The organism is Methylobacterium sp. EM32, from assembly GCF_040593685.1.
Classification (GTDB): Bacteria; Pseudomonadota; Alphaproteobacteria; order Rhizobiales; family Beijerinckiaceae; genus Methylobacterium.
In genome coordinates this window covers 1-12,886 of the sequence record NZ_JBEXZS010000245.1, presented here as the reverse complement: position 1 = coordinate 12,886, position 12,886 = coordinate 1, and the positions used below count along the sequence as shown (strand labels likewise).

The following is a 12,886-nucleotide window of genomic DNA, read 5'->3' as shown; positions in this document are numbered from 1 at the left end:
ATGTCCGAGGGCCATCAGGAAATCATCATCATCAAGCGCCACGGCGACCACGAGGACGGTCACCATGGCGGCGCGTGGAAGATCGCGCTCGCCGACTTCATGACCGCCATGATGGCGCTGTTCCTCGTGATGTGGCTGATCAACTCCACCAGCAAGGAGCAGAAGCAGACCATCGCCGAGTACTTCAACCCGGTGAAGCTCGCCGAGGTCACCCACGACAAGAAGGGCCTTCGCGATCCCCACGACACCCCCTCCGAGCCCGGCGCCGAGGGCGGCAAGGCCGAGGGCAAGGGCGGAGAGGGCAAGGGGGACGGCAAGGGCGAGGGCAAGGCCGGCGACAAGGCGAGCGAGGCCGCCCCGGGCAGCCGGGCGCGGGAATCGGCCCTGTTCCAGGATCCCTACGCGGTGCTGGCGCGCCTCGCCGCCGAATCCGAGCGCGCCGACACGGCGAGTTCCGACGCGGCCGCGGTCGAGTCCGGCCAGCCCGGGATCAGCGGCGGCGACGCGGCGCGCGACCCCTTCGATCCGCTCTACTGGCAGGTCGAGCCGCTGCCGCGCCACCGCACCGAGCGGCCGGGCAAGGTCGGCACCGCGGTCACCGCCCCGTCCGAGAGCCGCCTCGACGCCGCCGGCCAGGTCGCCTCCGCGGGCAAGCCCCGCGACCCGAAGGACCCGGTGACCCGCGTCGCCTCGGCCGAGGACGGGCTGCCGCTCACGCCGCGGGATCCGCCCAAGGATGCCTTGAAGGATGCCGTGAAGTCGGCGGCTCTCAAGGAGCCGGCGCCCAAGGATGCTGCCAAGGACGCCGCCAAGGACGCTGCGAAGGATCCGGCTAGGGAGTCCGGCAAGGACAAGGCGGCCGAGACCGCCGCGGTCGCCGCCATGAAGGCCGAGATCGCCAAGGCGGTGGCGCCGCTCTCGACCGGCACGCCGATGCCGAAGGTCGAGGTGCGCCGCTCGGGCGAGGGCATCCTGATCAGCATCACCGACGAGATCGACTTCAGCATGTTCGGCATCGGCTCGGCGGAACCGACCCCGAAGGTGGTGCGGGCAATCGAGAAGATCGCCAAGGTGATCAATTCCCGGCCCGGCCGCATCGTGGTCCGCGGCCACACCGACGCGCGGCCGTTCCGCTCCGAGTCCTACGACAACTGGCGCCTCTCGACCGCCCGGGCGCAGATGGCCTCCTACATGCTGGTGCGCGGCGGCGTCGACGAGGCCCGGATCGAGCGGATCGAGGGCTATGCCGACCGCCAGCCGCGCAACCCGGCCGACCCGAAGGCGGCGGAGAACCGGCGCATCGAGATCCTGCTGCGGGGGCTGCCCGAATGAGCCGCCTCGCCCGCCTCGCGCTCGCCGGCATCCTCCTCGCGGCCGGGCCTCTTCCGGTGCTGGCCGGCGGGGACGGCCATGGCGGCGGCCACGCCGCGCCGGCGGCCGAGTCCCACGGCGGGGGAGGGGACGGCCATGGCGGCCACGGCGAGCCGGCCAAGCCCATCGAGCCGCTGCCGGTAGCGGCCCGCGGCCTGCCGGTCGAGCTGGTGCGCACGCTGCAATTGCTCCAGGACCGGATCGCCCGCGGCTCGACCCAGGCCCACCTCGCCCAGCGCCAGCTCCTCGGCCACATCGAGCAGCGCCTCGTCGCCCTCGATCCCGAGGCCTGGACGGCCCCGGAGAACGTGCGGGCGGCCGTCGCCTTCGCGCTCGCCGGCGGCGGTCCCGGGGTGCTGCGGCGGATGCGTGAGACGGGCAAGGTGCCCGACGACCTCACCGCCCTGGTCCAGGGGGCGTTCGCCTACCTGGAAGGCCGCGAGCGCGAGGCCAGGCCGCTGCTCGGCCGCTACGATCCCCGCACCCAACCCCCCGGCCTCGCCGGCCAGCTCGCCCTGACGCAGGCCGCAGTCACCGTCCGCGAGGCGCCGCGGCGGGCGATCGAGCTCCTCGACCTCGCGCGGCTCCTCGCCCCCGGCACCCTGGTGGAGGAGGGGGCCCTGCGCCGCGAGATCTTCATCCACGCCCAGGGCGGGGACGCGACGCGCTTCGAGGCCCTGTCGATCCAGTACCTGCGGCGGTTCCGCCGCTCGGTCTATGCCGGCAATTTCCGCCAGCGCTTCGCCACGGCGCTGACCCGGCTCGACTTCGACAGCGACCGCGCCCGCGTCGCCCGCCTCGAGCGGATGCTCGACGAGATCGAGCCGGGCGAGCGGCGCGACCTCTACCTCCTGGTCGCCCGGGCCGGGCTGGACCAGGGCCGGCGCGAGACCGCGACCTTCGCGGCCGAGCGGGCGCTCAGCCTCGCCGGCCCCGACAGCGAGGCCGCCGCCCGGGCCCGGCTCTACCGCGCCGCCGCCCTGATCGTCGTCGACGGGCGCTACGAGGAGGGGCTCGACTCGCTGCGCGCCGTCGACCGGGCCGGGCTCGACGCGAGCGACCGCGGCCTCCTCGACGCCGCGCTCTCCACCGCCGGCCAGATCCGCGGCGGCGCGCCGCCCGCGCCTCCGCTCCCCCACCGCCGACCGCCGACGCCGCCCCGCCGGCCGGCCGGCACCAAATCCCCGAAGCCGCATCGATCGCCCGGGCGCGCGAAGCGCTCGCGCAGGTCGACCGGATGATCGACAGGACCGACCCGTGACCCCCCTCGACGCGATGCTGACGGGCCCGCGCCCGCGCCTCGACGGCGCTCGCAACTCCGGCGACCAGGCCCGCCCCGATGCCGGACCCGGCTTCGACGCGGTGCTCACCCAGTTCGAGAGCCGCGAGCGCCCCGAGCCCGCGACCCCGCCCGATGCCGGGACGGAGCCGGCGAGCGGCCCGGCCGCGCGCGCTGCGACCCCGGGTGCCGCGACGCTGGACACGCTCCTCGCCGGCGCGCTCCCGCGCGGCGGCGCCCGCCCGGGCGACGCGGATCTCGCGGCCCTGATGGAGCGGGCCGCCGGCCGGGCGCCCGCGCAGGCCCCCGCCGGGGAGATGCAGGCCCCCACCGGGGCGATGCCGGCCGCGAGCACCCCGGGATCGGGCACCCCCCCGGGACCACAAGGCGCCGCAGCGACCGCCTCCATGCCCCCGTTCGCCGGCGCGACCCGGATCCTCGCGATCCAGGCCCGCGCGGACGCAGCGCCCGCGACCACGGCTTCCTCGGCCAAGGCCCCCCCGGCGGAGACGGCCGCTCCGCTGCAAGAGGCGGTGCCGCCACACCTCGCAGGGCTGCGCCCGATCCCCGTCCCGGAGGCTCCGGCCACGAAAGCCGAGGTTCCGGCCGTCGCACCGGACGGGGAGGGCGAGGCCTCCGAGCCCAAGGCCGAGCCGGCGTCCGCCGACGATGCTCCGTTGGCTGCCGTGCCGTGGCCGACGCGCGTCGATCCGGCGCTGGCATTCCCGCTTCCGGCCGCGCCGGCGGCCCCGGCTCCGGTCAGTGCCGCGCCGACGCAGACCCCCGGCCCTGCGGCAGGTCAGGCGATGGCGCCCGCCGCCGTGCCGAGATCCGCCGTGGTCGTGATCGCGCAGGAGACCCATTTCGCGCCGGTCGCGGCCCGTCCGGCACCGGCGATCCCCGCGCCCGCGACGCCCGTCGGCGAACCGGCTGCGCAGCGCGATGCGACCGGTCCGGGGACCGCCCGGCCCGGAGCGCAGCCGTCCGTTCTGCTCCCCACCCCGACGGGCGTGACGGTGCCTCGTCCGCAGCCGGTCGCCGCCGCGTCGGCCTCCCCGATGCCCGATGCCGCCGGCCGTGCGGCCGCCGCCGGATCCGGTGCGGTGCCGACCGAGACGCCGAACTCCGGCGCCCTTGCCCCCGCCGCTCCGCCCGCCGGCCAGACGGCCGGTGGCCTGGCCCTGCCGCCGCGCGACCCCGTCCCGTTGATCCCGCCGGCGATCGCGACAGCCGCTCAGCCGGCCGCCGCGCGGCCCGGGACGCCCGCCGGACCGGCCGGTGATCCAGACCGGGCGAATGCCCTTCCGGCGTCGCCCTCCTCCGCCGCTCCGGCCCGCGCCGCCGCGCCGGGGCCGACCGCTCCCCTGTCGCCGCGCGAGACGGTGACGACTCCCTCGGCGGTGCCGGTGGCCGCGTCCCGGCCGGGGACGGGAGCGCCGGACTCCGATCGTGCCACCCCGACACGCGAGGCGGCAATCAGCGCCCCTGCGACCGCCCGGATGCCGGACGGTCCCGGGCCTCAGCCGCGGACCGGCGACGCCCTGACGACCGGGCCGGCCGCCCCGAGCGCGAGCGCACCCGGAGCCGTCTCCCCGTCGGAAGCGAGGCCGTCATCCGAGGCCAAGCCTCCGGTCGAGAGCAAGCCTTCGGTCGAAACCAGATCGTCGACCGAGCCAAAATCTTCGGCCGAGGCGCGTCCTTCGATCGAGACCGGGACTGCCCCCGCAGCCGGACCGTCCCGAGAGGACGATCCCTTCCAGGTCGCCCGGTCCTCCCGGCAGGCCGGTCCCTCGCGCGACGCCATTCCCGTCTCCGAGGCCAGGCTCCTGCCCGAGGCCAAGCTGTCGCAGGAGACCAGGACCATCGGCCCAGCCACGCCCGGGGAGCGTCGGGCCGAGGATCCGGCGGCGGGCATGACTGTGCCGGTTGCCACCGCTGAGGCCGCGCCGGTCCCGGCGGCCTTGCCGGCCGCCACCCTGCGGCAGATCGCCGACGCGGTGGCGACCGGGGCCGCCGCCCTGCCCGACCCCGCCTCGGTCCGGGCCGGTGCGGTCGCGGCGGCCTGGAGCGCCGCCGCCCAGGCGGAGGGGCCGCTGCGGCTCCTGACCCTGCAGCTGCGCCCGGCCGAGCTCGGCCAGGTCCAGGTCCGAATGCGGCTCCAGGACGGGCGCCTGGAGATGAGCCTGCGCGCCGAGCGCGAGGAGACCGCGGAACTCCTGCGGCGCGACGGCGGCCTCCTCACCGCCCTGGTGCGCGAGGCCGGCTACCAGCCGGATCTCGTCACGGTGCAGGCCGGCCGCCTGCCGGGCCAGCCCGACGCCTCGCCGCAAGGGGGCGGCCAGGCGCTCCCGTCCTTCGGCGGCCAGCAGCAGCATGGCGGCGCGAGCCCGGACCAGCCGGCCCGCCGCACCCCGGACGCGCCCGAGGGAGGCGGTCGCCGGAGCATGGAGCAGAGAGATGACGCGCATTCGGGCGATCGCGACCGCAGCGGCCTTTACCTTTAGCGCCGTCGCGGGCGCGCAGGCCGCCGCCACGGTGTCCGGGTCAGCCCGGGCGCCGCTGCCGCCGACCGGCAACGTCTGCGAGCAGCAGATGGCGCAGGCCGCCGCGCGCCACGGCGTGCCGCTGGGCATGCTCTACGCCGTCGGCCTGACCGAGAGCGGCAACCGCGGCTCGCTGCAGCCCTACGCCATGAATATCGGCGGCAAGGCCTATTTCGGGTCGAACGCTGCCGACGTGATCCGGCGCCTCGGGGAGGCGCAAGCCAGCGGCGTGCGCCTGGTCGATCTCGGCTGCATGCAGATCAACCATCATTATCACCGGGCGAAGTTCTCCTCGCTCGAGGCGATGATCGACCCGCGTCAGAACGTCGAGTACGCCACGGTCTTCCTGAAGGAGCTCAAGGCCCGGGAGGGCAGCTGGACCCTGGCGGTGGCGCGCTACCATGCCGGCCCGAACAACAACCCGGCGCAGAAGCAGTATGTCTGCCGGGTGATCGCCAACATGGTGGCCTCCGGCTTCGGCCAGTGGACGCCGGGCGCCAAAACGTTCTGCCAGTGAGGACGTCTGCCGGCGAAGGCCGTTCGGGGGTGAGGCGAAGCCTCACCCAACGTAAGTGTAGCCGATGTAGCGCTTCGCCTCGATCGGATCGTGGCCGAGGGCCTGCGCCAGCTTCTTGCGCAGCTTGCTGACGTGGCCCTCGACCACGCTCTCCTCGACGCCGTCGCTGTAGACGCCGTAGACGCCGTTGAAGAGCTGGGTCTTGGTTACCCGCCGGCCGCGGTTGCGCACCAGGAATTCCAGGATGTGGCGCTCGCGCCGGGGCAGCGAGAGGGGCACCCCGTCGATCTCGGGGTCGCGCCCGTCGAAGAACACCCGGAGCCGCTCGGGGCCCCGGGCCGGAGCCCGCCCGTCGCAGGGCAGGGCGGCATCGGCACATGTCGCCGGGTGACCTGGCATCGGGTGACTTGGCACCGGGTGACCTGGCGGGAGACTTGCCGCCTGGGAGCTTGCCGCCTGCTCCCCGTTGACCCGGCGCCAGATCGCCTCGGTCCGGGCCAGGATCTCGCGGACGTGGACGGGCTTGGGCAGCACGTCGTCGATGCCGGCGTCGAACAGCACCAGGGTCTGTTCCAGCGACCGCGAATCGGCCAGCGCGATGATCGGGGCGCGGGATTGCCGGCGGATCGCGCTCGCGCAGCGGGCGCGCTCGTCGAAATCGCCCAGCAGGAAGCCCTGCACCGCGTCGAGATCGCTGCGGGACGCCGATTCGATCCAGCTCGTGAACTCTTCCGGCGAGAGCGAGAAGGATGATATTCCTTCCCGGTCGAACCCGGCCTTGAAGCCTGCATTCACCGATTTCCTGGCATCAACCAAGAAATACATCTGTCGTACCCTCATCGGCCCGGGCGGGTGGCGCAGCGGCACGCCGCCCCAACCTGTGCCCCATCTTCTACCCTCGGCGCCGAACCTTCGGCGAATCGGCGCGCGGAGTACGCGCGCCGGTCCGAAACCCTGGGGTGTCTGATTTGCGCCGATCGAATTCATGTCCGCGCCGCGCCGGCCGGTCAATGACCGGCGCGCCGCAGCGGGCCCCCTTCGCAGGGCTTTTTGTTAAGAATCGATCGGAGTGTGGATGCGGGGACGCGTTAGCCCGGTGTTAGCTCTACGCGAAGCGGCCCTCGACGCCGGCTCAGGAGAGCCGGGCGTTCGACAGGGCGCGGGCGAAGGCTTCGAGGCGCAAGGGAGGGCCGTCCTCGGCCAGGATGCGCTGGATCACCACGCCGACGAAGCAGCCGTCGAGGACGAGCTTGAAGAACACCGTCACGGGCTTGGCGGCGAACTCCATGTCGAGCACCACCTGCATCGAGCGGCCCCAGTCGAGGCTGACGTCGGCGGCGTCGGCGTAGGTCAGCGTCGCGTGCTTGAAGAACGGCTCGGCAGAGGAGGCGACGAGGTCGGCGATGTTGCCGTGACGCTCGCCCCGCACCCAGGCGATCAGCACGCTGCCGTCGAGCAGGCAGAACTCGGTGATGAAGTCGCGGAGCGCCGTCGCGAAGACCTCCTCGGCCGCCGCGATCACATCTCGGGGGACCATCCGGGCCTGCGCGAGATCGTGGTCGTGAGGGATCATCGTTGTCTCGCGAACAGGAAGAACAGGATCTGCGCGACCGCGCGGTAGAACTCCGCGGGGATCATCTGGTCGACTTGGACAGCATCGTACAGCGACCTTGCCAGAGGCTTGTCCTCGATCACCGGAATGCCCTTCTGCTCGGCGATCTCGCGGATGCGCAGGGCGATGAGGTCCTGGCCCTTGGCGAGCACGATCGGCGCCGGCCCCTCGGCGGGCTCGTAGCGCAAGGCCACCGCGAAGTGGGTCGGGTTGGCGATGATCACGGTGGCGCGGTCGACCTGGCCGAGCATGCGCTTGCGGGTGCGGTCCTGGGCGAGGGAGCGCAGGCGCGCCTTGACGCTCGGATCGCCCTCGATCTGCTTGTGCTCGTCCTTGATTTCCTGGCGCGACATCTTGAGCGAGCGCTGCCAGCGCAGGCGCGCCCAGACGAGGTCGCCCGCCACGATCACGATGGTGGCGATGCTCACGGCCGAGACCAGGCGGATCGCGGTCGTCAGGATCAGCTCGGGGAGCTGGCTCGGGTCGACGAACATGGCACTCACGGCTTTGCCCTGTTCCGAGCGCAGGAGCAGGAGGACGACGAGACTGACCGAGGAGACTTTAAGGACAGCTTTCAGGAACTCGACTTGGCCGGAGCGGCCGAAGATGCGGCCCCAGCCCGAGGCCGGGGAGATGCGGTTCCATTTCGGGGCGATCCGGTCGGCGACGAGGCTCGGGACGTTCTGGGCGAGGGAGGCGACGAGCCCGAACCCGATCAGCACCAGCAGGATCGGGGTCAGGAAGCGGGCCAGCGCTCCGCCGGTGGCGTGCATCAGGGTCAGGGCGTCCTCGGCGCTGCCGAGGGCGAACCCGCCCGGATGGTCGAGGAACGCGGCGAGGTCACGGGCGAGCGCCGCCGCCCGGTCCCGCACCACCAGGCTTAAGGAGACCAGGAGCCCGAGGATCGAGGCGAAGACCGGCGCCTCGCGGGAGAACGGCACGTTGCCCTTCTCGATCGCGTCGCGCACCTTCCGCTCGGTGGCGGCCTCGGTCTTGCTCTCCTGGTCGGTCTCCTCAGACATGCGCGGATGCGCGGGCTGCTGGCCCCGCCCCGCTCATCGCCCGCCGTTCAGCGGATGAGGGCCTCATCCTCGCCTCCCGGGTTGATCTCGATCTCGCCGCGGCCCGCCATGTCCATGGCGAGGTCGGTGATGCTGCGGCGCGCCTCCATCACGTCGCGCTGGGCGGCCGGCTCGCCGCCGTTGAGCTCGTGCTCGACCATGCGGCGCACGCGGGCCGACAGCGCGCTCAGCACCACCGTGCGGAACTCTGCGTCGGTGCCCTTCAGCGCCAGCACCAGGCGGTCGTTGGGCACCGCGTCGAACAGGGTGGTGCGCGCGCGCGGCGCCAGCTTGACGATGTCGTCGAAGGTGAAGAGCAGGCCCTTGAGGATCTCGACCGACTTCGGCCGCGAATCGGCGAGGCTGGTGAGCGCCTCGTCCATCTGCTGGCGGTCCATCTTGTTGATGATGTCGGCCATCTTGGCGTGGGTGTCGGCGCCGGAATTGCGCGAGCCGTTGACCAGGAAGTCCTCGTGCAGGGCGCGCTCGACCGCCTGCATCACGTCGTCGGTCACCGGCTTGAAGGTCAGCATCCGCCGCATCACGGTGTTGCGCACCGGCAGCGGCAGGTGCCCCATCACCTTGGCGGCGATGGCGGGCTTGACCTTCGACAGGATCAGGGCGGCGGTCTGCGGGTGCTCCTTGACGAGGTAGCTCGCCAGCACGCTCTCCGACACCGTCGCCATGCGCTCCCAGACCGAGCGGTTGGCGTTGCCGCGCACCTCGGCCAGGATGTCGGCGACCTGGTCGGCCGGGAGCAGGCCGGTGAGGAGCTTCTCGACCTCCTGCACCGTGCCGACGAGGCTCGCGCCGCTGGCGAATTCCTCGGCGAAGCTCTCGACCACGGTGTCGACCTGGTCGGGGCTCACCGCGCCGAGCCGCGAGGCCGAGTGGGTGATCCGCTTGATCTCGTCCGGCTCGAAATACTTCAGCAGGCGCCCCGCCGCGGGCTTGCCCATGGCCAGGAGCAGGGTCGCGACCTGGTCGACGGGTGCGAGCTGCCGCGAGGCGCTGCGCAGGGCCGGAGGGGACACCGAGACGTTCACGCGGGTCAGCCGTTCTGTGCGGCGTCGGCCGGGCCGACCACCTCGGTCAGCGACACGCCGAAGCGGGAATTGTCCTCTTCGACGATGACGATCTCACCCCGAGCGATCACCCGGCCGTTGACCATCACGTCGACCGGCTCGCCGACCCGGTGGTCGAGGGGCACGACGGCGCCGCGGCCGAGCTTCATCAGGTTGGCGACCGGCATGGTGGCCGAGCCGAGCACGACCTGCACCAGGACCGGGATGCGCAGGATCGAATCGAGGTTGCGTCCGTCCTCGGCTGCTGGCGAGCCTTGGTTCGGGAAGGCGGCGCTGGCGCCGGCATCGGGGAAGGGGCTCGTGCTCATCGCGGGCTCGCGTGGAAGTCTCGAAATGTCCCTGACAGGTCTAGGCGCTCAAGCTGATCCGAGGCTTGCGGCGCAAGCTTGCGGCCGGATGTGGTGGTCTCGTTCGGCTTGGCTTCATCCGTCATGCCTTCCCGGCGCGGCGAGACCGCGGTCCCGGCGCGGGACGGCCCGTGGGCGTCCGCGCCCGGGCAGGGGCAGTCTCGCGTGGAATCGGTACCGGACCGTGCAGGGGATGGATCGAAAGCGATGGTCCGGAGCGGCGTCCGAACGCGTTGCGCCCGGCACAGGCCCATGGCAGTCGGCCGGGCCCGGAAAGGGCGAGCTTATGAAGACGGGCCCGCTCCTCCGGTCAGCGATCGGTGTTGCGGGCCGGTTGCGTGCCGCCCGGCCGCTGCCTCAGCGCCGGCCCTCGGCCCGGGCCGCCTCGCGCCGGCCGGCCTCGAGGGCATCGAGCGTCGCCTTCGCCTCGTCGATCTTGGCGGCGAGCGCCTCGAGCACCGCGCGGCCCTCGCCGGTGAAGCTGCGCACCGCCTCGCCGGCGCTGGCGAGCGCGTGGCCGGAGGCCGCGACCGCGCGGCCGTACTCGGCCTGGGCGCGGTCGAGACGCTTGAGCTTCAGGTAGAGCGGCAGCACGCAGGCATTGGTGCCGACAAGGGCGGCGAGCAGCACTCCGTCAACCAGCGACACCATGCTCCGCTCCCTCCTTGTCCTGGTTGATGGCCTCGTCGATCCGCAGGACGTAGGCCCCCTGAGACTGCCCGGCCTGACACCAGAACAGCGGCTTGTCGTTACCCTCGAGCTTGATCCGCGTCGCCGGGGTGGCGTCGAGGGCGATCACCTGGCCGACCTTCAGCCCGGCGATCTCGCCGAGCGTCAGGTGGCGCTCTTCCAGGACGGCGCGCAGGTGCACCGTGGTCTTCTGCACCTCGGCGGCGATCTGGGTCGCCCAGCGCGGGTCGCGGCGGGCGCTGGTCTCGCCGGTCAGCACCTTGGCGAGGCTCGGCCGCAGCGGGTTGAGCACCGATTGCGGGAGGATGAGGAACATCTCGCCGCCGCGGCTGAGCCCCTGGATCAGGAACTTGGCCTGGATCGCCTTGTTGCTGCGCCGGCCGATCACCGCGAATTCCATCCGGGTCTCGGTGCGCTCCAGGTGGAACGCCGTCTTCGAGACGAGGCCGAACGAGGATTCGAGCGCCCGGCCGACCTGCTCCAGGATCATGTGGGCGATGCGCAGCTCGATCGCCGAGAAGGCGCGCTCGTCGTCGACCGGCTGCTCGGTGCCGTCGGCGCCGAACAGCACCTCCACCATGGTGAAGACGAAGTCGCGGTCGAGGCCGACCAGGATGTGGCCGTCCCAGGCCGGGGCGCTGAAGATCCCCACCACCGCCTTCGCGTCGTAGACGTCGAGGAACTCGCCGAAGCGCCCGCTCTCGACGCCGTTCAGCGAGTACAGGACCGACGAGGCGGCGAGGTGCTTGAGGCTGTCGCCGCAGGCGGTGGCCAGGCGGTCGAAGATGAGCTGCAGCATCGGCAGCCGGTCCAGGGAGAGGCCGGCGGCCTCCTGGATGCGGGCGCGGATGTCGGCAGGGCTCCGGAGGATCGCCGGGTCGGAGGGGCCGGACGGGGAGCCCGACACGGGGCCGGTCGCGGGTTCGGTCATGGATCGGGGTGTCCCGGCTCTCTCAGGCCGCGTCTCGGTGGGTCGTCATCAGGCCGCTTCGCGGGCTTGCGCGCCCGGCACGGTGGCGGCCTCGACCTCGTCGATGGTCGGTCGGTCGGCGGCGGCGATGCCCTTGCGGCCGTGCTCGATCGCCACCTGCGGCAGGGCGCCGTTCATGTAGGCGATCAGGCTCTGCTTCACGATGGTGTAGACCGAGCACTGCTTCTCGCGCACGCCCTTCACCTTGATGGCGAGCGGCGCCAGCACGCCGTAGGAGGCGAACACCCCGAAGAACGTGCCGACGAGCGCCGCGCCGATGAGGCCGCCGAGGATCTGCGGCGACTGGTCGAGCGCGCCCATCGCCTTCACGATGCCGAGCACCGCCGCGACGATCCCGAGCGCCGGCAGCGCCTCCGCCACCGTGTTGATCGCCCCGTAGGGCTTGAGCGCGTACTTCTTGTGCGTGCCGATCTCCTCCTCCATCAGCGCCTCGATCTCGTGCGAGCGGGCGCCGCCGATCAGGATCAGCCGGCAATAGTCGCAGATGAACAGGACCAGGCCCTGGTCCTTGGTCACGTCGGGATAGTTCTTGAAGATCTCGGAATTCGCGGGATCGTCGAAATGGGACTCGACCTCGTTGCGCGGCTTGGTCTTGATCTCGCGCAGGAGGGCGTGGATCAGGCCGAGCAGGGACAGGAAGTCCTTGCGCTTCGGGCCCTTGCCGGTGAACGCCTCCATGGTCGCCTTGCCGGAATCGACCACCGTCTTCATCGGGTTGGCGATCACGAAGGTGCCGGCCGCCATGCCGCCGATGATGACGAACTCCCAGGGCTGCCAGATCACGATCAGGTGGCCGCCCATGGCCACGAAGCCGCCGAGCATGCAGCCGATGGCGATGAGCAGGCCGACGAGGATTCCCATTTCCCGCAACGCTCCGTCTTGATGCGTACGGCTCTAAGGCCGGTGGCTTGCGTGGGGCTTTTTGGGACGACCGGCAGTGGGGCCCGGGCGCCCGGCCGCGGATTCCCACTGCCGCCGCGGCGGGGATTCAGCTTGAGTCTATCGCGGTTTGTTCCAGCGTTTCCGAGTTTTCCCCAGGCGTCTCGCCGGGCCCAAGGCGGCTTAAGCGCTTGATAAGGCGGGTATCGCGATAGTCCTCCCTGTCGCCGGGGCCCACAAAGACCGCGGCGAAAGGATCAGCGGAGGGCACAACCTGCCCTAGACATGATGTCGTTCCGCTGACCCCGGTGAGAAGCCGGATGTGTTGAAAGCTCAGACGGTGAGGTGACGGTCCGCGGGCCGACGAAGCCCGCGGACCCAGCCGGGCCGCACTGCACCGGTACGAGCCCGGACTCTTGCACATTCCCGCCACCGCACAACACCGGAACCATCAGCCGTGACCAGCCTTCTGACCAACACCGCCGCGATGACGGCGCTGACCACGCTCAAG

General features: G+C 72.2%; 12 protein-coding genes. 4 read left to right on the top strand and 8 right to left on the bottom strand.

What is annotated here, in order from left to right:
* Genes ABZT49_RS30780 through ABZT49_RS30765 form a run of 4 tightly spaced genes read left to right on the top strand, consistent with a single transcriptional unit; the run spans nucleotide 1 to nucleotide 5,710 of the window.
* On the top strand, nucleotides 1–1,332 hold the full coding sequence (locus ABZT49_RS30780; RefSeq protein ID WP_355291942.1) for a MotB family protein: 1,332 nt from the start codon (nucleotides 1–3) through the stop codon (nucleotides 1,330–1,332).
* Complete coding sequence (locus tag ABZT49_RS30775) at nucleotides 1,329–2,612, top strand: chemotaxis protein MotC (RefSeq protein WP_355291940.1); 1,284 nt, start codon at nucleotides 1,329–1,331, stop codon at nucleotides 2,610–2,612. Before ABZT49_RS30780 ends, ABZT49_RS30775 begins: the two co-directional genes overlap by 4 nt.
* A 16-nt stretch (nucleotides 2,613–2,628) precedes the next feature.
* Complete coding sequence (locus ABZT49_RS30770; protein ID WP_355291939.1) at nucleotides 2,629–5,154, top strand: flagellar hook-length control protein FliK; 2,526 nt, start codon at nucleotides 2,629–2,631, stop codon at nucleotides 5,152–5,154.
* Nucleotides 5,108–5,710, top strand: coding sequence for a transglycosylase SLT domain-containing protein (locus ABZT49_RS30765; RefSeq protein WP_355291937.1), 603 nt, complete (start codon nucleotides 5,108–5,110; stop codon nucleotides 5,708–5,710). Before ABZT49_RS30770 ends, ABZT49_RS30765 begins: the two co-directional genes overlap by 47 nt.
* Before the next feature lie 42 nt (nucleotides 5,711–5,752).
* On the opposite strand, the gene ABZT49_RS30760 is transcribed toward ABZT49_RS30765, so the two are convergent.
* The 8 genes from ABZT49_RS30760 to motA form a co-directional block, all read right to left on the bottom strand.
* Nucleotides 5,753–6,535: a response regulator transcription factor gene (locus ABZT49_RS30760; protein ID WP_355291935.1), complete on the bottom strand. Its 783-nt coding sequence runs from the start codon at nucleotides 6,533–6,535 to the stop codon at nucleotides 5,753–5,755.
* 307 nt (nucleotides 6,536–6,842) lie between these two features.
* Complete coding sequence (locus ABZT49_RS30755) at nucleotides 6,843–7,283, bottom strand: hypothetical protein (protein WP_355291933.1); 441 nt, start codon at nucleotides 7,281–7,283, stop codon at nucleotides 6,843–6,845.
* A complete protein-coding gene (gene flhB / locus ABZT49_RS30750) occupies nucleotides 7,280–8,344 on the bottom strand; it encodes a flagellar biosynthesis protein FlhB (RefSeq protein WP_355291931.1) in 1,065 nt (354 codons plus the stop codon). Before flhB ends, ABZT49_RS30755 begins: the two co-directional genes overlap by 4 nt.
* Before the next feature lie 47 nt (nucleotides 8,345–8,391).
* Nucleotides 8,392–9,429 (bottom strand): flagellar motor switch protein FliG, encoded by a 1,038-nt coding sequence (locus ABZT49_RS30745; RefSeq protein WP_355291929.1) that lies wholly within the window; start codon nucleotides 9,427–9,429, stop codon nucleotides 8,392–8,394.
* Nucleotides 9,430–9,434: 5 nt separating this feature from the next.
* Entirely contained in the window at nucleotides 9,435–9,776 is a 342-nt protein-coding gene (fliN, locus tag ABZT49_RS30740; protein WP_093569834.1) for a flagellar motor switch protein FliN, read from the bottom strand.
* Nucleotides 9,777–10,172: 396 nt separating this feature from the next.
* Nucleotides 10,173–10,466 carry a hypothetical protein gene (locus ABZT49_RS30735; protein WP_093569833.1) on the bottom strand — a complete coding sequence of 98 codons (294 nt, stop codon included), beginning with the start codon at nucleotides 10,464–10,466 and terminating at the stop codon, nucleotides 10,173–10,175.
* A complete protein-coding gene (locus tag ABZT49_RS30730) occupies nucleotides 10,450–11,436 on the bottom strand; it encodes a FliM/FliN family flagellar motor switch protein (protein WP_355291926.1) in 987 nt (328 codons plus the stop codon). The genes ABZT49_RS30735 and ABZT49_RS30730 overlap by 17 nt, the downstream gene beginning before the upstream one ends.
* 48 nt (nucleotides 11,437–11,484) lie before the next feature.
* Entirely contained in the window at nucleotides 11,485–12,357 is an 873-nt protein-coding gene (motA, locus tag ABZT49_RS30725; RefSeq protein ID WP_355291924.1) for a flagellar motor stator protein MotA, read from the bottom strand.
* Nucleotides 12,358–12,886 lie beyond the last annotated feature (529 nt).

Excerpts from the sequence above, each read along its gene's own strand:
- ABZT49_RS30735 (WP_093569833.1), bottom strand. The coding sequence starts at position 10,466 with ATGGTGTCGCTGGTTGACGGAGTGCTGCTCGCCGCCCTTGTCGGCACC.
- ABZT49_RS30730 (WP_355291926.1), bottom strand. The coding sequence starts at position 11,436 with ATGACCGAACCCGCGACCGGCCCCGTGTCGGGCTCCCCGTCCGGCCCC.
- ABZT49_RS30765 (WP_355291937.1), top strand. The coding sequence starts at position 5,108 with ATGACGCGCATTCGGGCGATCGCGACCGCAGCGGCCTTTACCTTTAGC.
- ABZT49_RS30755 (WP_355291933.1), bottom strand. The coding sequence starts at position 7,283 with ATGATCCCTCACGACCACGATCTCGCGCAGGCCCGGATGGTCCCCCGA.
- ABZT49_RS30775 (WP_355291940.1), top strand. The coding sequence starts at position 1,329 with ATGAGCCGCCTCGCCCGCCTCGCGCTCGCCGGCATCCTCCTCGCGGCC.
- ABZT49_RS30780 (WP_355291942.1), top strand. The coding sequence starts at position 1 with ATGTCCGAGGGCCATCAGGAAATCATCATCATCAAGCGCCACGGCGAC.
- ABZT49_RS30760 (WP_355291935.1), bottom strand. The coding sequence starts at position 6,535 with ATGTATTTCTTGGTTGATGCCAGGAAATCGGTGAATGCAGGCTTCAAG.
- motA (WP_355291924.1), bottom strand. The coding sequence starts at position 12,357 with ATGGGAATCCTCGTCGGCCTGCTCATCGCCATCGGCTGCATGCTCGGC.
- fliN (WP_093569834.1), bottom strand. The coding sequence starts at position 9,776 with ATGAGCACGAGCCCCTTCCCCGATGCCGGCGCCAGCGCCGCCTTCCCG.
- flhB (WP_355291931.1), bottom strand. The coding sequence starts at position 8,344 with ATGTCTGAGGAGACCGACCAGGAGAGCAAGACCGAGGCCGCCACCGAG.